The 18,398-nt window shown below is 43.9% G+C and carries 18 protein-coding genes; 3 read left to right on the top strand and 15 right to left on the bottom strand.

The window, feature by feature from the left end:
- Positions 1–32 precede the first annotated feature (32 nt).
- Positions 33–674, top strand: a complete 642-nt coding sequence (locus tag CST_RS04435) for a 50S ribosomal protein L25 (RefSeq protein WP_015358634.1) — start codon at positions 33–35, stop codon at positions 672–674.
- 118 nt (positions 675–792) lie between these two features.
- Here the strand turns inward: CST_RS04435 and CST_RS04430 are convergent, their stop codons facing one another.
- The 10 genes from CST_RS04430 to CST_RS04385 all read right to left on the bottom strand — a co-directional run bounded on the left by CST_RS04430 (position 793) and on the right by CST_RS04385 (position 11,630).
- Positions 793–2,556, bottom strand: coding sequence for an NADH-dependent [FeFe] hydrogenase, group A6 (locus CST_RS04430; protein WP_015358633.1), 1,764 nt, complete (start codon positions 2,554–2,556; stop codon positions 793–795).
- 18 nt (positions 2,557–2,574) lie between these two features.
- Positions 2,575–4,368, bottom strand: coding sequence for an NADH-quinone oxidoreductase subunit NuoF (gene nuoF / locus CST_RS04425; RefSeq protein WP_015358632.1), 1,794 nt, complete (start codon positions 4,366–4,368; stop codon positions 2,575–2,577).
- Positions 4,369–4,414: 46 nt separating this feature from the next.
- Positions 4,415–4,780 (bottom strand): (2Fe-2S) ferredoxin domain-containing protein, encoded by a 366-nt coding sequence (locus tag CST_RS04420; RefSeq protein WP_015358631.1) that lies wholly within the window; start codon positions 4,778–4,780, stop codon positions 4,415–4,417.
- Complete coding sequence (locus tag CST_RS04415) at positions 4,764–5,324, bottom strand: sensor histidine kinase (RefSeq protein ID WP_015358630.1); 561 nt, start codon at positions 5,322–5,324, stop codon at positions 4,764–4,766. The genes CST_RS04420 and CST_RS04415 overlap by 17 nt, the downstream gene beginning before the upstream one ends.
- Positions 5,321–5,818: an NADH-quinone oxidoreductase subunit NuoE family protein gene (locus CST_RS04410; protein WP_015358629.1), complete on the bottom strand. Its 498-nt coding sequence runs from the start codon at positions 5,816–5,818 to the stop codon at positions 5,321–5,323. The genes CST_RS04415 and CST_RS04410 overlap by 4 nt, the downstream gene beginning before the upstream one ends.
- A 254-nt stretch (positions 5,819–6,072) precedes the next feature.
- Positions 6,073–7,575, bottom strand: a complete 1,503-nt coding sequence (locus tag CST_RS04405) for a DUF4340 domain-containing protein (protein WP_015358628.1) — start codon at positions 7,573–7,575, stop codon at positions 6,073–6,075.
- Positions 7,572–9,047, bottom strand: a complete 1,476-nt coding sequence (locus CST_RS04400) for a GldG family protein (RefSeq protein WP_015358627.1) — start codon at positions 9,045–9,047, stop codon at positions 7,572–7,574. The genes CST_RS04405 and CST_RS04400 overlap by 4 nt, the downstream gene beginning before the upstream one ends.
- 6 nt (positions 9,048–9,053) lie before the next feature.
- The gene (locus tag CST_RS04395) at positions 9,054–9,764 is read right to left on the bottom strand and encodes an ABC transporter permease (protein ID WP_015358626.1); all 711 of its coding nucleotides are present in this window, start codon (positions 9,762–9,764) and stop codon (positions 9,054–9,056) included.
- 1 nt (position 9,765) lies between these two features.
- Positions 9,766–10,713 (bottom strand): ABC transporter ATP-binding protein, encoded by a 948-nt coding sequence (locus CST_RS04390; RefSeq protein ID WP_015358625.1) that lies wholly within the window; start codon positions 10,711–10,713, stop codon positions 9,766–9,768.
- Positions 10,714–10,862: 149 nt separating this feature from the next.
- The gene (locus tag CST_RS04385) at positions 10,863–11,630 is read right to left on the bottom strand and encodes an enoyl-ACP reductase FabI (RefSeq protein WP_015358624.1); all 768 of its coding nucleotides are present in this window, start codon (positions 11,628–11,630) and stop codon (positions 10,863–10,865) included.
- A gap of 350 nt (positions 11,631–11,980) precedes the next feature.
- Between CST_RS04385 and CST_RS13215 the strand changes: the two genes are divergently transcribed.
- Positions 11,981–12,124 (top strand): Spo0E family sporulation regulatory protein-aspartic acid phosphatase, encoded by a 144-nt coding sequence (locus CST_RS13215; RefSeq protein ID WP_015484939.1) that lies wholly within the window; start codon positions 11,981–11,983, stop codon positions 12,122–12,124.
- 66 nt (positions 12,125–12,190) lie between these two features.
- On the opposite strand, the gene CST_RS04380 is transcribed toward CST_RS13215, so the two are convergent.
- The 3 genes from CST_RS04380 to CST_RS04370 are packed head-to-tail and all read right to left on the bottom strand — an operon-like array spanning position 12,191 to position 14,403.
- A complete protein-coding gene (locus CST_RS04380) occupies positions 12,191–13,357 on the bottom strand; it encodes a pyridoxal phosphate-dependent aminotransferase (protein ID WP_015358621.1) in 1,167 nt (388 codons plus the stop codon).
- Positions 13,354–13,836, bottom strand: a complete 483-nt coding sequence (locus tag CST_RS04375) for an Lrp/AsnC family transcriptional regulator (RefSeq protein ID WP_015358620.1) — start codon at positions 13,834–13,836, stop codon at positions 13,354–13,356. The genes CST_RS04380 and CST_RS04375 overlap by 4 nt, the downstream gene beginning before the upstream one ends.
- Before the next feature lie 21 nt (positions 13,837–13,857).
- Positions 13,858–14,403, bottom strand: coding sequence for a DivIVA domain-containing protein (locus tag CST_RS04370; RefSeq protein ID WP_015358619.1), 546 nt, complete (start codon positions 14,401–14,403; stop codon positions 13,858–13,860).
- Positions 14,404–14,647: 244 nt separating this feature from the next.
- Between CST_RS04370 and glgP the strand changes: the two genes are divergently transcribed.
- Entirely contained in the window at positions 14,648–17,212 is a 2,565-nt protein-coding gene (gene glgP, locus CST_RS04365) for an alpha-glucan family phosphorylase (RefSeq protein ID WP_015358617.1), read from the top strand.
- A 72-nt stretch (positions 17,213–17,284) separates the two neighbouring features.
- On the opposite strand, the gene CST_RS04360 is transcribed toward glgP, so the two are convergent.
- A complete protein-coding gene (locus CST_RS04360; RefSeq protein WP_422821871.1) occupies positions 17,285–17,722 on the bottom strand; it encodes a GNAT family N-acetyltransferase in 438 nt (145 codons plus the stop codon).
- Complete coding sequence (locus CST_RS04355) at positions 17,700–18,371, bottom strand: cyclase family protein (protein ID WP_015358615.1); 672 nt, start codon at positions 18,369–18,371, stop codon at positions 17,700–17,702. Before CST_RS04355 ends, CST_RS04360 begins: the two co-directional genes overlap by 23 nt.
- Between the last annotated feature and the right edge of the window lie 27 nt (positions 18,372–18,398).

The following is an 18,398-nucleotide window of genomic DNA, read 5'->3' as shown; positions in this document are numbered from 1 at the left end:
TTTTTGACAAATTTAAAATAAGGAGGTCTGAAATGAATAATATAAATCTTAACGTACAGGTGAGAAACACCATAGGAAACGGCAGCGCAAACAGACTGAGAAACAGCGGATACATTCCCGGGATAGTTTACGGCAAAGACATGGAGCCTACCCCTATTCAGATCAAAAATACCGACCTATTCCACACTCTGAAAAATTACGGCCAGAGCACCGTGTACAGTATAACACTAAACGAGCAAAACATCCCGGCCGTAATCCAGGACATTCAGGTTGACCCGATAAAGAGGGAATTTCTGCACGTGGATTTGCACCGTGTTTCGCTGGATGAGGAACGCGAAGCCGAAGTACCTGTAAAAATTGTCGGGAAATCCAAGCATGAACGCAACGGCGCAGTATTTAACCAGCAGCTCAGCCATATCACGGTAAAAGGTCTGCCGCAGGACATTCCTGAATATATTCAGGTGAACATTTCGGACATGGAAATCGGAGAGTGCCTGAAAATAGGCGATCTTGTGCTTCCGGACAATCTTGAGATAATAAATGATTCCAATGAAATAATCGGCTCCTTAACCCCGTCAAAACCCATAACAGAAGACTTGAACCTGAAGGACGACACACCGGCGAATGCGGTACCGATAATCGGCAACGACGAAAGAGAAACCAACGCAACATGAAAGCCTGTTTCGAAGTACCGCATGAGTTTGCGATTCAACACAAATAAGCGGGATATAAAGCAAAGGAGGCCGAAACTTCAGCCTCCTGCATATTTTCCCATATTTCTTTATTACCGTCTTATATTCTGCTGCACTCTTCGGGGTAATTTTCACGGGCATAATAATGAGTGTGCAGCAGCTCGTGAGCCTTATGGCTTCCGGGTTCGCCGAGGAATTCTTCGTATATCTTCTGGATTCTCGGGTTCTTATGAGACTTTCGTATAGTCATTGCTTCGTCTTCGCTGTATAAGCCTTTTGCCCTTTCAGTCCTGATATCAATGGTATTTCTTACCCTTGCCGGCTGAATAGGCTGGCCTCCTCCGTTTACACAGCCGCCCGGGCAAGCCATTATTTCAATGAAGTGATACTGAGCCTCTCCGTTTCGCACCTGATCCAGCAGTTTTCTTGCGTTGCCAAGGCCATGGGCAACGGCCGCGCGTATTGTCATTCCGTCGGGTAATGTAACCTCTGCGACTTTAATGCCTTCTTCTCCGCGCACTTCCTTGTATTCAATGTTGTCATTATCCCTGCCTGTGAGCTTGTCAACAACGGTTCTCAATGCCGCTTCCATAACACCGCCGGTTGCCCCGAATATAACTCCTGCACCTGAAGCTTCGCCCATAGGATCATCAAATTCTTCATCCGGGAGGTTTACAAAGTCTATTCCCGCTTCTTTAATCATACGGGCAAGCTCGCGGGTGGTAATGGATACGTCTACATCAGGATATCCGGTTGACGCAAGCTCAGGACGCTGAATTTCAAACTTTTTCGCGGTACACGGCATTACCGATACTACGAATATTTTTGAAGGATCAATTCCCATCTTTTCGGCGTAGTAGGATTTCAGCAATGCACCGAACATATTCTGCGGTGACTTGCAGGTTGAAAGATTGTCCAGCAAATCAGGATAATTGTGTTCGCAGAATTTAATCCATCCGGGGCTGCATGAAGTTATCATCGGAAGTTTTCCGCCGTTCTTAATTCTCTGAATGAGCTCGTTTCCTTCTTCCATTATTGTCAAATCCGCTCCAGTGTCGGTATCAAATACCTTGTCAAAACCGAGCCTTTTCAGTGCAGCCACCATTTTCCCGGTACAGCGTGTTCCGATGGGCAGCCCGAATTCTTCGCCGATTGCCACACGTACTGCCGGAGCTGTCTGAACCACAACATGTAAATCGGGATTTGCCAGGGCGTCCCATACTTTTTCTATACTGCTCTTTTCACGAAGCGCTCCGACAGGGCAAACATTTATGCACTGTCCGCAGTTTACACACGGTGTGTCTTTAAGAGCCATATTGAACGGAGAAGCAATAACGGTCTTAAATCCTCTTTCTGCAGTTCCAATGGCGGCAACGCTCTGAACGTTATTACATACGCTTATGCATCTGCGGCACAGTACGCATTTGTTGGGATCTCTTACAACCGACGGCGACAAGTCGTCTACCGGCAAATCGGTTCTTTCACCGTCAAAGCGTATCTCTCCCACGTTAAGCTCATTTGCCAGCTGCTGCAGTTCGCAGTTTCCGCTGCGTACGCATGTCAGGCATGTCCTCTCATGATTTGAAAGAATCAGTTCAAGTGTTACCTTTCTTGCCTCTCTTACTTTTGGTGAATTTGTTACAACCTTCAGGCCTTCTGAAACCGGATACACGCATGCGGCCTGGAGGCTCCTCGCACCCACGTCAACGACGCATATACGGCATGCGCCGATTTCATTAATTCCCTTTAAATAGCACAGAGTGGGTATTCTTATTCCTGCCAGTTTTGCTGCCTCAAGGACGGTAGAACCGGCAGGCGCCTTAACTTCCACACCATCTATAGTCAATGTTACCATTTCACTCATTGCCCTCGCTCCTTTCCATTAAGCCGTCTTGTTTATCGCGCCAAACTTGCATGTTTCCATACATACGCCGCACTTGATACATTTATCAGGATCAATGTGATAAGGTTTCTTGACCTCTCCTGATATTGCACCAACAGGGCATTTTCTGGCACATAAGCTGCAGCCCTTGCACTTGTCCTCGTCAATAACATATTGTAACAGAGCCTTGCATACACCGGCCGGGCATCTCTTTTCATAAATGTGGGCTTCATATTCGTCACGGAAATATCTCAGCGTACTCAGAATGGGATTGGGTGCTGTCTGGCCGAGACCGCACAGTGCCGAAGCCTTAATGTTTTCAGCCAGCAGTTCAAGTTTTTCTATATCCCCCGGCTGTCCCTGGCCTTTTGTTATCCTGTCGAGGATTTCATACATCCTTTTCGTTCCTATGCGGCAGGGTGCGCACTTTCCGCAGGATTCATCAACGGTGAATTCGAGGAAGAACTTGGCTATATCCACCATACATGTGTCTTCGTCCATTACTATGAATCCGCCTGATCCCATCATTGAGCCAAGCTGCGTCAGGGTATCATAATCAATCGGAGTGTCTATCAGGCTTGCAGGTATGCATCCGCCCGAAGGACCACCGGTCTGAACCGCCTTAAATTTCTTGCCGTTGGGAATTCCACCGCCTATATCGTAAATCATTGTACGGATTGTGGTTCCCATGGGTATTTCAACCAGACCTGTATTGTTGATTTTTCCGCCAACGGCAAATACCTTCGTTCCCTTGCTCTTTTCCGTTCCTATGCTGGCGAACCATTCAGGTCCCTTCAGGAAAATCACCGGGATATTCGCATAGGTTTCAACGTTGTTAAGCAGTGTGGGTTTCTGCCACAATCCTTTGTTAGCCGGGAACGGCGGACGAGGCCTCGGTTCGCCGCGGTGCCCTTCAATTGAAGTCATCAGTGCTGTTTCCTCACCGCATACAAACGCACCTGCGCCAAGGCGTATATCTATGTCAAACGAAAAATCGGTACCGAAAATATTCTTGCCCAGCAAGCCATACTCCCTTGCCTGATCAATGGCAATTCTCAGACGTTTAACGGCAATCGGGTACTCGGCGCGTACATAGATGTACCCCTGATTTGCACCAATCGCATATCCTGCAATGGCCATAGCTTCCAGCACGGAATGGGGATCGCCTTCAAGAATGCTTCTGTCCATAAATGCACCGGGGTCACCTTCATCGGCATTGCAGCATACAAATTTCTGATCGCCTTTTGCCTTTGCCGCAAATTCCCATTTCAGCCCCGTCGGGAAACCGGCTCCTCCTCTTCCGCGCAGTCCGGATTTCTTAACTGTTTCAATTACCTCTTCGGGCGTCATTTCGGTCAATACTTTGCCCAACGCGCGGTATCCGTCTCTTGCTATATATTCCTCTATATTTTCAGGATTGATTATACCGCAGTTTCTCAGCGCAACGCGAACCTGATGCTTGAAGAAGCCAATGTCCTCAAGCGCCTTGGATACATCCTCGGCCTCCTTGTCTCCAAGCAGAAGTCTTTTAACAATCCTTCCCTTTACAAGATGTTCTTCAACAATTTCCTTGACATCGTCAAGAGTAACCCTTGAATAGGTTGCACCTTCCGGATAAACTACAACAATCGGACCTCTTTCGCATAATCCGAAGCATCCTGTGTGTACAACCTTAACCTCATTGTCAATATTGTATTCACGAAGCAGTTTATTCATAAGATCGATAATTTCCATACTTTTGGATGATGTACATCCGGTACCGCCACAAACCAGCACATGTGACCTGTATATCATTTTTGACCCTCCAATCTGTAATACCATTAACACCGGTTAAAGTCCGTTATTCAACTTCATCAATTGTGTATTCCTTTACAGGACGACCGTTTATCAAGTGTTCTACGACAATTCTTCTTGCCTTTTCAGGATCCAGCTTCACATAGGTCGTCTTCTTACCGTCCGGTGTTATAACTTCAGCGATGGGTTCCAGTCGGCAAACACCTATACATCCGGTCATTGTCACATTAACGTTTTGCACATTCCTCTTGTGCAGTTCTTCTATAAATGCATTCATAACAGGTCTCGCCCCTGCTGCAATACCACAGGTTGCCATGCCGACAACAACCCTTATCTTTCCTGTATTTTCGCGAAGGCTCATTTCCTTTAACGCTCTTTCGCGGATAGCCTCCAATTCAGCCAGAGATTTCATTCAGAACACCTCCAAAAACCACTTTCAATCCATCTCGTATTTTCCCGGCAATCCAGTCAATGACTTCAAAATTATCTATAGGAACACCGTTCAGATATTTTTTTATTTCTTCGGTCTTCAGCTCAAAAGAAGATTTTTCACTCTGAAATTTTATTTCAAAATCTATTTCCGGATTGGCCATTATCAGCGTCTTTAATGTTTCATCCACATTTCCCAGGGGAATTCTGTCAATGCTGTCAATAACAAAACGTGCTTCGGTACTTGTGCCTTCCCCTTTACGGGATTCTATTTTAAAACTCCCTCCGGTCATTTCTGCCGATAGTTTCAGCAACGGAATCCCCATTCCCACTTTTCTTGTTTCTCGTGTTGTCGTAAAAGGATCGGTTACCGTCTTCAGTAACTCCTCATCCATTCCGTTGCCGTTGTCCGATAGTCTGAATACCAGAAAACCGTCACAGCAGATAAGGGAAACTTTTATCAGAGTTGCGCCCGCCGTGATCGAATTCTGGGCAATGTCCATGACATGCAACGATAAATCCTTCATCCCATATCACGATATTTTTTGATGATCTTCGGAACGTCGTCGGGTACAAGCCTTCCGTATACTTCGCCGTTGATCATTATAACCGGTGCCAAGCCGCAGGCTCCTATACAACGGCATGACTGAAGCGAAAACAAACCGTCCTCGGTGACACCATCGCCTTTCAGACCAAGTTCCTGCTTAAATCGTTCATATATTAATCCTGCGCCTTTTACATAACATGCCGTACCTAAACACAACTGAATTTGATATTTGCCTTTCGGATAAAGCGAGAACTGACTGTAGAAAGTAACCACTCCATATACTTCAGAAAGAGGTACGCCAAGCCCGTCAGCAATGGCTTTCTGAACATGCATTGGAAGATATCCGTATAAATCCTGAGCCTCGTGTAAAACCGGAATAAGAGCACCTTTCACGTTTTTGTACTTTTCTATTATTTTTTCAAGCTCCTGCGCTTTCGGATCGGCAACGCAGGTGTTTGAGCAGTTGCAGCTCATAGTATAACCCCCAGTCTCAGAATGATAAATTTCAATTGTTACAATATTAACAAGACACTTTGTTAATAGTATAACAAATATTATTATATAAATCAACTCACAATCCAAAATTTTTTAAATTCCGTAAATCCTTGATTTAAAACACTTTGAGGAAATTTTAATTAAAATTTTTCGGGTATTTTGTATACAAAAAATTTTACCGGCCGCAGCCGGCCGGCAAAATTTTACATAACCAGTTTAAACATTTTTTCAGCTCACTGAGACTTTGATTCCTTGGCTTTTAAAGCCTCTTCCCTTTCTTTTAGGGCTTCCACCAGTTTCGGATACATCACCCTCAGACCGTTTTTGTTTTCATCCTCCAGCTGTCTTCTGCGTACCATCATACCGGTGTATTTGTCATTTTTAAAAGCATAGTAGTATACTCCTTCGGAATCGGGCACCAAATCGACCTTAATCTTCTCACCGGATTTCAGGGTGTATTCTATCGTAACTTCGGGATTTTCGAGTACGGGCTGGACGTCAAGATTCAGTTTGTCCATTGTAATGCCTATTGCGCCCTGATAGTATTTCTTGAACGTCCTTATATAATCTTCATCATCTTCGCCTGTGAGCAATGTTCCGTTAAATTCATAAGTGCTCTTGTCATCGTCTTCGGTATCCACATTAATTCTGGATACGTCCACTCTGCCGTCCATTGTTATTCTCATTTCACTTACTTCATTGATGTTTTGCAGGTGCACAAATGAACTCACAAGTTCCTCGACCGGTTTGTCAAGGAATGTAAAAGCGCTCGATGATATGGTAAATACAAGGTTTCCGTCGTTTAAAACTGCATAATAGGCATTGCCGTCGGGATTTAATTTTCCAAGGGACAGTTTATACTCCTTACCGTCCACCGTGTATTCGAAAATGTACGACGGCGATGCAAGTCCGTACTTCCCGAGATCATCCACGTTTTCATCGACATATTTGGAAACACTTACTCCCGCAAGAGCTTCAAGAATTTTATATATATTCTCGTACCGGGCTTCTGCTTCTATCGGGTAGGAAAGCAGCCACTTCGTCCCATCCTCACCCGCTTTTGCATCGAAAAGAAGACTGCCGTTTCTTGTAAACTTTAAGGCCGTAAAGTCCGTTGTCTCATAATCCTTGTCATAAATATCGGTTTCCATCAGGTCGAATTTGGTCTGGATAAACTTTTCGGCTTCATAATCCCCTATGGTATAAACGGTAGGTTCGTCTCCCTTTTTTGCATAGTAAGCGCCGCCTGTCGGTGTTTCATTCCCGACATACAGAACATACTTTGTGCCGTCATTCATTACAAAGGTAAGTTTAACAGGGTCATCCAGACCGTACACCGAAAGATCAGAAGGATTTTCCTCTATGATTTTATAAGCCTTAAGGGTATTTGCATTCCAGGCAATACTGTCAACGGCGCTGGAACGTACGTTCATTCCTTCCGGTTCAACTGCAACCCAGACATTCCTATCCACCGTTTTCTTCTCTGTCGTTCCGTCATCCTTCGTGGTTTCCTGCTCCACCTGAATGGTTGTATATTTGAAGTGCATAACCTCCCCTTTGTTCTCCATTATAATTTCAGCCAGATCGTTTTTTTCAAAATTGAATATCTCAATTTTATCCTGGCTGCTTGAATCTTCCTCATCCTTATTTTCAGGTAGGTTACTGACAACCAAATACACACCTACAAGCAATACCAGCACAATTGCGGGAATGATAAGTTTTTTGAAATTGCTCATAGATGCCTCCTCCTTAACCAGACGAATACGCCTGCTCCCATAATGATTAAAGGAACCACAATAATCAGCCCTATGAACAGGATTGTAAGAGTCTGCTGCGTAACTTTCGTGAGTCTCGGAGTGGTGTATTCCTTTACGGGAATATAGATGTCGGCGTCACTGTCCTGCATCCAGTTAATGGCGTTAACAAGGAATTTCTTTCCGGTATCGTATACACTCATTCCATCATCCGAAACAAAGTAGGCGTTTCCGATTACGATAGTCTTGCTTGTGTCGTTATAGCCGTTGTTTTCACCGGCGACACCTACATAGAAAGGCCCGTTTTTATCTTCAACCCCTTCAAACAACGATTTTCCCACCGCTTCGGAAGAAGTGGAAAGAAGAGGTGTTACGGTAATCCAGTCCTTTTCGTTTTTAAGAACCTGAATGCTTTGGGCATAAGCCAGCGGCATTGTAAATTTATCGGGTTCAAGAACCGAGTTTATCGAATTGCTCTCAACCGTCGGAATGAAACGGTAAGGTTGTCCGTAAAACGCCTTATTTGCCGCCATTTCAAAAATCACGTCATATCCGAGAGATACGTTATATCTTGAAAGGAATTCCTCGAAATTGGCAAGTTTGGTGTTGGCAGGTGAAAAAAGAAATACGGTATTCCCGCCGTTTTCCATATAGTATAACAGCTTATCCAGCTCCGCATCCGAAAGGTCTCTCTGCGGGTTCACAAAAAGTATAATGGAAGCGTCGTCGGGAATTTTATCAACTGATGCCAGGTTTATTTTTTCCACCCTGTATCCGTTTAATTCCAGACTGGAAACCAGTTCGGAGTAGTCATCCTTCACATCGTCCTCCCCGTGCCCTTCAGTATAGTAAATGACGGGGATATTATCTGAAGTAACATATCTTATCGCCCCTGTAAACGCGTATTCTGCATTCAGGCCGGTAACCTGGTACGAGTATGTCGATGAGCTGAACGACACATCAAAAATATCATATGTGGACAGAACCTTCGAGCGTTTCGAACTTCTTACTACAAAATCGTATTTTTCAACACCGAGAATCCCTTCGGGATCAAGTTCGTTTTGTATATACCCCGGATTTTTGTCGGGATCCACGTATTTCACATCTATATAATCGCTGTTTGTCTCATACTGTTTTACAAACTCAATCACCTGGGCATACTGTGAATCGCCCATCTTGCTCTCATCAAACAGACCTATAATTTCTACCTTCTCGTTAAGTGATTTCAATACTTCAAGAGTTTTGTCGGTTATACTGTACAATTTGTTGCTGGTTAAATCTATTTTAAGCTTTTCTCTTATTTTTGTAGCTCCCACTATCGCATTAAGAATTATTGCACTTGCAATTACAATTACCGTCAGAACAAAAGAATATGAGCCAAAACGCAGGCTTCTTTTATTAATTGAAAACTTTCGGTTTTTTTTCTTCCCGTTATTTCTATCTTTCATGTCCATGTCAAATCACCCCTGACTCCAACGCCTTTTATCAATGACTCTTGTCGTGAGGAACAGAAAAACCGCAGTAAAGCTCAGGTAGTAAATAATCGAAGTAATGTCGAATATGCCGTTGTTGAGATCCTCATATCTTGACAACAGCGAGAACATGTCAAGCACCTTCGCCGTAAATCCTCCGACAAATGACGCAATGGGATCTATAATGTTAATAAGCAGCAAGATGGCAAAACTTATAATAGCAGCCACTATCTGGTTTTCGGTCAGTGAAGACGCAAATACGCCGATTGCCACATAGCATGCCCCTACCAGCAGAAAGCCCACATACCCTCCGATCAACCTCGGAATTTCAGGCTTTCCACCGAGAATATACACAATCGCCAGGTAGATGAATGTTGACGCAAACATTACCAGGAATACGGTGAAAGCCGCAAGGAATTTTCCAAGCACTATCTGGTAAACATCCACCGGGGAAGTAACCAGTAAAACTTCGGTACCATTCTTTCTGTCTTCGGTCAGAATACGCATTGTAAGAATAGGGCACACAAAGGTGAGAATAAATATTATACTGGAAAAAAGAACGTTCAGCTGTGCATACTGGGATGCAACCATGCCAAAAGTAAAATATATTGACGAAATCAGAAAGAATAATCCAATCACGATATAAGCAATAGGCTGATAAAAATATGCCTGTACTTCCCGTTTCCAAATCGCCAGCATATCAGTTGACCTCCTTTTCCTCGGTTGTTAACTGCAGGAATATTTCCTCGAGGGACAATCCCAACGATCTCAGTTCAAGAATCGGGTACCCTGCCTGGGCCAGTTTATAGAATATAGGCTTTCTTACGTCCACTTCCTTGTCGGCTTCAATTATATAACTGAACTCGTCTTCCTTGCCCGTACTTTGCACTTCAAGGTATTTAACCCCGTAAACCTGTTGAATCAGTTCCTTAACTTTCTTGTCAGGACCCGAAACGGTCAGTCTGAATTTTGTAAAATCGGCCAGATTTTTTGACAGATTCTCCGGGGTATCCACTGCCACAATCTTCCCCTTATTTATGATAACAACCCTTTCGCAAACTGCGCTTACTTCCGGTAAGATGTGTGAGCTTAAAATAATTGTATGGTTCTTTCCCAAAGCCTTTATGAGTTTACGAATCTCTATAATCTGCTTTGGATCAAGCCCTACGGTAGGTTCGTCCAGTATCAGAACCTCTGGGGCTCCGACAAGGGCCTGCGCAAGACCTACTCTCTGCTTGTACCCTTTTGAAAGGTTCCTGATCAGCCTGTGCCGTACGTGGGTTATTTTGACCAGCTCCATTATATCTTCCTTCTGGCTTTTCCATACTTTTTTGTCCACTTCCTTCAGCCTTGCACAGAAGTCAAGAAAATCTGTCACCGTCATATCCAGGTACAGCGGAGGCAATTCGGGCAAATAACCAATTCTTTTTTTAACTTCCTTGGGATTATCCATGATATCATAACCGTCAACAGTCACCGTTCCCGACGTCGACGGTATGTATCCCGTAATAATGTTCATTGTGGTGGATTTGCCCGCTCCGTTCGGTCCCAGGAAACCGAGGATCTCGCCCTTGTTCACCGAAAAGGTCACGTCTTCTATTGCCGTTATTTCACCGTAACGTTTGGTGAGATTTTGAATTTCAATCATAATGCTCCTCCAATCTCCCTAAGATTTTCCACAACACTCGGCATTCCTTAAATACAGATATAGCCTACTTTATTATGAAGTATTCATTTGAACAAAATATGAACAAATTGTAAAATAAGGACGAAAAAAAAGGGAAGCCGTTGCTTCCGCTACATGCCCATTATACTGAATCCTGAGTCAACATAAATTATCTGGCCGGTCGTGCCGGCGGTATATTCACTTAACAGGCAGACTGCAGTATCACCTATTTCCTTCTGCGTTACATTTCTTTTAAGTGGTGCTCTCTGCTCCACAACTTCCAAAACACTGCCGAAATTCTGTATTCCCATTGCCGATACGGTTTTCACCGGGCCTGCGGATATTGCATTGACACGGATATTCTGTGGCCCTAAATCAGCTGCAAGATACCTCACGCATGACTCCAGCGCCGCCTTTGCCACGCCCATGACATTGTAGCCCGGAACCACCCTGTTTGCCCCATTATAGGTCAGCGTAACAATGCTTCCGCCTTCCTTCATGAGTTCCCTTGCAAATCTTGAAACAGCCACGAGTGAATATGCGCTGATATTCATGGCCAGAAGAAATCCTTCCCTGGAGGTATCAATAAAAGCACCTCTCAGATCCTCGGTGTTGGCAAAGGCAACTGAATGCACAAGCCCATGGAGAATGCCGTAATCTTTGGCCACCTGATCAAAAAGCGCCTTTATTTCATCATCAGACGAAACATCGCATGGATATATCCTGATTTTTGAGGCATAGTCTCCTTCTATAAGCTTCTCAATGGCTTCCTTTTCCCTTTCGCCGCGATATGTAAGTATAACGTTGGCATCCTGCTCAAGACATGACATGGTTATTCCCCAGGCAATGCTCCATTTGTTACGTACGCCCATAATCAGAATGTTCTTGTTCCTTAACATACCTTTCAACTCCTGTTTCAAAATTTTAACCCGTAATTTTCTTTTTTATATAAATGATAACCAGAATAGACCTGAATTTCAATTTATTATTAGCAAATTTTTCACCCGTTCGCAGAAACTCGTTATATAATACCTGCTCTTGCATCAAAAAGCAGAAACTTCGGAAATATTTCCGGCCCCGCTTGCCCTTCAAAGGCGGGCGCTGTATGGGTTCAAGCCTTCTTTAACCTTTAATACAATTTATTCGACATATTGACATATATATCCACGTAAATTATTATATTAACAACAACATACATTTACCGCCAATTTTTTACATTCATCGGTACCGGAGGGGGGAAATACAAAAGATGTCCGAGCTTGAAGAACTACGGATGAGGCTTCATGAAGCAATTGAAACAGGTCCATGGGAACTCATCATCGAAGTCAGTCGTGAACTGGACAGAATAATTTTAAAGCATATGCACAGCCAGCTGAGCGAAAGCCATTTATGACTGACAAATCCCGATTTGGAAAGTAAAAAGTAAAAGTGCGAGAAAAGATATCCGCACTTTTGCTTTTTATATAAATTGGGATACAAATCTTCCTATTCGTTTTATTGCTTCAATGAGCTTTTCGGTGGAAGTGGCGTATGTGGCTCTGACAAAACCCTCGCCGCATTCACCGAAAGCATTTCCCGGAACCATCAGAACTTTTTCCTCTCTTAGTAGCCTTTCGCAGAATTCGTCGGAGGAAAGTCCGGTTTTTCTGATATCGGGGAAAACGTAAAAAGCCCCTTGCGGCTCAAAACATTCCAGTCCTATTTTTCTGAATCCGTCGAGGACCAGTCTTCTTCTGCGGTTGTATTCATCAACCATTGCCTTGACTTCTTCTTCTCCGTTCCTGAGCGCTTCTATCGCCGCATACTGGGCGGTGGTAGGTGCACACATAATGGCATACTGGTGCACTTTTTTCATTTGCTCAATGACATACCTGTTGCCGCAGGCAAATCCAATTCTCCAGCCGGTCATTGCAAAAGCCTTTGACATGCCGTTTACAACAACGGTCCTTTCCTTCATTTCTTCAAAATTTGCAATTGACACGTGTTTGCCCGTATATGTAAGCTCGGCGTAAAGCTCGTCGGAAATTATCATTATTTCCTTGTCTTTAAGAAAATCCACAATCTCGGTGTAATCATCATATTCCATTATCGCACCGGTGGGATTGTTCGGATAGGCTATAACAAGAACTTTTGTTTTATCGGTGACCACTTTTTCCAGATCTTCACGTTTAAGGCGAAACCTGTTTTCGGCTTTAAGTTCAACCGGCACCGGCACCGCACCGGCAAAAAGCGTACAGCCTTTGTACGCTACAAATGACGGTTCGGGGATAATTACCTCATCGCCGGGCGAAACCAGCGTACGAATAGCCAGGTCAATAGCTTCACTTCCGCCCACCGTCACAAGAACTTCGGTTTCAGGCTCGTATTCCAGACTAAAACGCCTTTTCATGTAATTTGCGATTTCACGCCTGAGCTCTATAAAACCGGCGTTGGAAGAATAGTTGGTATAGCCTTTTTCCAGGGAATAAACCCCCGCCTCACGTATGGAATAAGGCGTAACAAAATCGGGCTCCCCTATTCCCAGAGAAATGGCATCCTTCATCTCATTAATCAGGTCAAAATATTTCCTTATGCCCGAAGGAGGTACTGCGGCAATATGGGGGGCTATCATTTTCTGTATGTTCATAAAACCACTGCCTCTCTGACGTCTTTACGGTTTTGGTTGAAAATGACGCCCTTGTCCTTATATTTCTTCAGAACGAAATGGGTAGATGTACTGAGAACCGAATCAATTGTCGCAAGCTTTTCGGCCACAAACAGCGCCACGTCCTTCATTGATTTTCCTTCCACTACCACGAAAAGATCAAAGCTCCCTGACATCAGGCTGCATGACTTGACCTGGGAAAACTGATATATTTTTTCTGCCACATCATCAAAACCTTTGTCCCGCTGCGGTGTCACCTTCACTTCAATATATGCGGTAACAATGTCATTGTCGGTTTTTTCCCAGTCAATCAGTGCCGGGTAACCCAGTATAATGTTTTTTTCCTCCATTTCCTTTATGGCTCTCGCAACTTCCTCCTCGGTTTTCCCAAGCATCACCGCTATCTGTTCATTTGTCAGGCGGCTGTTTTTTGAAAGAATCTGCAGAATTTCATTATACATAAAATTACCTCCGAATATAAATTATCCTGCGCATTCCCCTTGTTCTTTTATATATTCATACTCATCATTTTTTTTGGGATTAAATTCGGCTTCCTGCCCGGTATGATCATAATTTTTTTCACAGTTTTCAATATCGGTAATTACTTCTTCCATTTGCTTTTCATACCTTGAAAGAATATCGGTGATATGGCCCTTGAGCTGTTTTAATTGAAGTTTTATATCCACAATTTTTTCCTTTTCTGCTTCAAGCATTTGGTCAAGCTTCATTTTTTCCTTAAAAGCCCTGTCGTGGGCCTCCTTTATGATCATCTCGGCTTTCTCCTGCGCCTGAAGCAGCGCACCTGCTATTTTTTCCTTTTCCTTCATAAGAGAATCGGCTTCATTGAATAATTTGTCATATTTCTCTTTTAATTCGCCGAGTTCCGCCTTTAGCCTGGCATTCTCCTCCTCTTTTTCCTTAAGCCTCTGATCAAATTCTCTTATTACACGTTCAAGGTAAGCATTCACATCAGACTTTTTAAAACCGAACAGCGATATTCCGAACTTCTTTGCACCTGAACCTGCCACACCGATACCCCTTTCCTTCTTTGATAACCTCAGTACATTCGTTTAATATTCAGAGCAGAAACACTTACATTTACAGGTGGAATTATTAACCTTTTCAAATTGTTATTAGTATAAAGCAAAAACGGTCTTTTTTCAATATGGTTCTGAAGCCAACCGGTTTAATTTGCGGCGTTTTACGAATAATAATGTATATTATGCTGGATTTAGCAAATATGCTTAATTTTTCGGAAAGGGTGGAAATTTTATGCATATACTGGGAAAAATAAAGGTAACGGCGAAACTGCCGGAAGAAATTTCAAAACTTAAGGATCTGGCCTATAACCTGTGGTGGACATGGAATCATGAAGCCTGTGAACTTTTCAGGGAAATTGATCCAGAGTTATGGGAACAGACCGATAAGAATCCTGTTCACATGCTTCAGGTGATTCATCCCGAAAAACTTTCCGAAAAAACATCTGACAGTCGTTTCATGGAAAAATACGCCGATGTCATAAACCGGTTTGAAAGGTACATGGCCCGGAAAGACACATGGTTTGCACTCAATTTCCCCGACAGAATGTCGGAACGGATAATATATTTCTCCGCCGAATACGGCTTCCACGAAATACTTCCGATATATTCGGGAGGTTTGGGCATCTTATCCGGGGATCACTGCAAAACGGCAAGCGATTTGGGCCTCCCTTTAACCGCAATAGGACTCCTGTACAAGCAGGGATATTTCAATCAGCGCATAAACCGTGACGGATGGCAGGAAACCGAATTTGCCGAACTGGATCCATCACGGCTTCCAATCCTTCCTGTAACGAAAAGCGACGGCAAACCGCTGTTAATAAGCGTCGAAATGCCTAACAGGATTGTTTATGCAAGAGTTTGGAAAATGGCGGTCGGACGTGTTGATTTATATCTTATGGACACGGATATACCTGAAAACAACCGGTTTGACAGGACAATAACCTACAGACTGTACGGCGGAGACAGGGAAACGCGAATACAGCAGGAAATTCTTCTTGGCATTGGAGGAATCAGACTGCTGGACGAATTAAACATCCACGGAACGGTTTATCACATGAATGAGGGGCATTCGGCATTTATAGGGTTTGAACTTTGCAGAAAACTCATTGAAGAATCCAATCTTTCCTTTGACGAGGCAAGAGAAATGGTTGCCTCTTCAACGGTATTCACAACGCATACTCCTGTCCCCGCCGGAAGCGATGTTTTTTCCCTTGACATGATTGACCGGTATTTCAGCAATTATTACAGCCAGCTGCGCGTAAGCCGTGACGAATTCATTTCCCTTGGGCTCAAACCCGGCGATCCTTATAATTTCAATATGACGGTGCTGGCTTTGAAAATGTCGGGAAAGCGAAACGGAGTAAGTGCGCTTCACGGCGCGGTATCCAGAAATATTTACAGCAGTTTGTGGCCGGATATTCCTGAAAATGAAATTCCCATTCAGCACGTAACGAACGGAGTTCATATAAAAACATGGTTAGCCTATGAATTTCAGCGGCTTCTGGACAAATATTTCCCCGAAAACTGGTATGACAGAATTCATGAGCCAAAAATATGGGAAGCAATGGACCAAATACCCGACAGGGAAATATGGGAAATACACCTCCAACTGAAAAGAAAAATGATCGATTATGTGAAAAACAAACTGAAAAAACAGTTGATATCCAATGGGATACCCGTTCCGGAAGCAGAACGGCATGCCTCGGAAATTAAGACGGATGCCTTTACGATAGGATTTGCCAGGCGTTTTGCCACATATAAGCGGGCTTCCCTTATATTCAGGGACATGGCAAGGATCGAACGAATACTTAACAACCATGAAATGCCGGTACAGGTAATTTTCGCCGGAAAGGCACATCCTGCCGACAGGCCCGCCCATGAAATAATAAAACAGATACATGACATAGCCAGACACGAAGGTTTTAACGGCAAGATTTTTCTTATAGAAAACTACAATATGGCTCTCGCAAGATACCTCGTGCAGGGTGTAGACCTGTGGCTTAACAACCCCCGGCGTCCCCTTGAGGCCAGCGGCACAAGCGGCCAGAAAGCAGGTATTAACGGCATACCGAATTTAAGCATCGCCGACGGCTGGTGGTGCGAAGGCTACAACGGCAAAAACGGCTGGGTTATAAGTGACGGCATGCAGTATGAAAATGAAGAACAGCAGGATGACGCGGACAGTAAATCCCTTTACTGGCTGCTTGAAAACAAAATAATTCCCCTGTATTTCAAAAGAAATGAAGACGGCGTTCCGACCGAATGGGTTAAAATCATGAAGGAATCAATTAAGTCCGTCGCCCCAATGTTCAGTACCCACCGCATGCTGTCGGATTATACACGCGCATATTACATTCCGTGCATTGACAGGGTGGAAAGAATAAAACAGTCAAATTACAATTTTATAAGGAACCTTTCAGTGTTCAAGCACAATATAAGAAAATTCTGGCATGATATCAGAATAACGTCGGAAAACCGCGCTGACTTTCCGGTTGAGCACAGTATAAGGTCAGGTGAAACCGTTACCCTCAATGCAACGGTTTATTTGGGGAATTTGTCTCCGGACGATGTCGCAGTCGAAGTGTACTACGGCCCGTTGGAGAATAATCAAATCCAAAACGGCATGACCACCGAAATGGATTTCATGAAACGGTCGGAATCTTCAGCCTGTCATTATTCGGTGAATCTCAAAATTACCGAAGGCGGAGAATACGGGTATACTTTTCGGGTAATTCCGAAACACAGCGAACTGTTCAACAAACATGATATACCGTTTATAAAATGGGCCGACAAATAAACGGCTGAAGAAAGGGCAGAAGATTTCTTCTGCCCTTTATACCGTTTTTTACCGGAAATCCCACATCCGCATTTACTCAAAAACCGCTTCCATCCGGACATGTTCAATTCCCGCCTCGATAAAGACATCACTTTTCACTGCAAAACCCAGTTTCTGATAAAAACCTATCGCCTGTACCTGTGCGTCAAGAACGAACTTTTTCGCACCTTTCTCCTTTCCTATCCTGATAAGTTCCTCACAGATAAGCCTTCCGGTGCCTTTTTTTCTCTCCTTTTTCAAAACCGCAACACGACCGATTCTCGCATAATCGCCTTCCATAAACACCCTGCCGCATCCTACCGGCTCGTCGTCACGGTAAGCAACAACATGTACGGCAGTTTTGTCAAATTCATCCAGTTCTATTTCCTCCGGAACGTTCTGTTCCTTCACAAATACCTCAACGCGGATTTTATATGCCTGCTCAAATTCCGAACTGTTTTCCACCCTTTTAATGGTCAGCAAAAATATCACCTTCCCTTTCACTATTTAACCCGTCCTGGATAAGTACAACCCGTGCCGGAGCGCCGTCTGAATCCTTAATCAGTGCCGGCATACAAATATATTTGTACTTTCCTGGAATCACATCTTTAAGGCATAAGCCCTCCACTATCAAAACCTCGTTACGCAAAAGGGTTTTATGCACGGTAAAATCATTGGTATCATATTTTTCAACCGACAGAGTGTCAATACCGACAACTTTAACCCCCAACCCTACAAGGTATTCGGCCGCATCGGGCTCAACAGCCGTATAGTTCGCGTCAAATGGCTCATCTAATGAGAGCCCGCTGTAAGACGTTTTAAAAAAAACCGCCTTGCAGCCTTTTATACTGAAGAGCTTCAGGAATTTTTCAGTAATATGTTTTTCATTTCCGGCGTCAATGACCAGCACGGTACCGGTGAACAGGCTTATATCCAGCCTGTCGACGCTTTTACCGTCGGGAATAAAATGCAGCGGGGCGTCCACATGAGTACCCGAATGGACACATGCATGAATGTTTGATATGTTTGCCTTGTTTCCATTCAGAATACTGCTTACCCGTTCTATTAAAACACTGTCATCCCCCGGCCATACCGTCATGTTTGTAAAAATCGGGCGCGTTACATCAATCATTCTTGCCATACGGTCCAACTCTCCTTTAAACTTTCC

This window comes from Thermoclostridium stercorarium subsp. stercorarium DSM 8532 (assembly GCF_000331995.1).
Taxonomy (GTDB): domain Bacteria; phylum Bacillota; class Clostridia; order DSM-8532; family DSM-8532; genus Thermoclostridium; species Thermoclostridium stercorarium.
This window is presented reverse-complemented; position numbering and strand designations above follow the sequence as displayed.

What these genes read in the sequence shown, in the direction of transcription:
- CST_RS04355 (WP_015358615.1), bottom strand. Translation starts at nt 18,371, where the DNA reads ATGGCAAGAATGATTGATGTAACGCGCCCGATTTTTACAAACATGACG.
- CST_RS04420 (WP_015358631.1), bottom strand. Translation starts at nt 4,780, where the DNA reads ATGAAATCTCTGGCTGAATTGGAGGCTATCCGCGAAAGAGCGTTAAAG.
- CST_RS04395 (WP_015358626.1), bottom strand. Translation starts at nt 9,764, where the DNA reads ATGCTGGCGATTTGGAAACGGGAAGTACAGGCATATTTTTATCAGCCT.
- glgP (WP_015358617.1), top strand. Translation starts at nt 14,648, where the DNA reads ATGCATATACTGGGAAAAATAAAGGTAACGGCGAAACTGCCGGAAGAA.
- CST_RS04380 (WP_015358621.1), bottom strand. Translation starts at nt 13,357, where the DNA reads ATGAACATACAGAAAATGATAGCCCCCCATATTGCCGCAGTACCTCCT.
- CST_RS04385 (WP_015358624.1), bottom strand. Translation starts at nt 11,630, where the DNA reads ATGTTAAGGAACAAGAACATTCTGATTATGGGCGTACGTAACAAATGG.
- CST_RS04435 (WP_015358634.1), top strand. Translation starts at nt 33, where the DNA reads ATGAATAATATAAATCTTAACGTACAGGTGAGAAACACCATAGGAAAC.
- nuoF (WP_015358632.1), bottom strand. Translation starts at nt 4,368, where the DNA reads ATGATATACAGGTCACATGTGCTGGTTTGTGGCGGTACCGGATGTACA.
- CST_RS04430 (WP_015358633.1), bottom strand. Translation starts at nt 2,556, where the DNA reads ATGAGTGAAATGGTAACATTGACTATAGATGGTGTGGAAGTTAAGGCG.
- CST_RS04390 (WP_015358625.1), bottom strand. Translation starts at nt 10,713, where the DNA reads ATGATTGAAATTCAAAATCTCACCAAACGTTACGGTGAAATAACGGCA.
- CST_RS04415 (WP_015358630.1), bottom strand. Translation starts at nt 5,324, where the DNA reads ATGAAGGATTTATCGTTGCATGTCATGGACATTGCCCAGAATTCGATC.
- CST_RS13215 (WP_015484939.1), top strand. Translation starts at nt 11,981, where the DNA reads ATGTCCGAGCTTGAAGAACTACGGATGAGGCTTCATGAAGCAATTGAA.
- CST_RS04375 (WP_015358620.1), bottom strand. Translation starts at nt 13,836, where the DNA reads ATGTATAATGAAATTCTGCAGATTCTTTCAAAAAACAGCCGCCTGACA.
- CST_RS04410 (WP_015358629.1), bottom strand. Translation starts at nt 5,818, where the DNA reads ATGAGCTGCAACTGCTCAAACACCTGCGTTGCCGATCCGAAAGCGCAG.
- CST_RS04400 (WP_015358627.1), bottom strand. Translation starts at nt 9,047, where the DNA reads ATGGACATGAAAGATAGAAATAACGGGAAGAAAAAAAACCGAAAGTTT.
- CST_RS04405 (WP_015358628.1), bottom strand. Translation starts at nt 7,575, where the DNA reads ATGAGCAATTTCAAAAAACTTATCATTCCCGCAATTGTGCTGGTATTG.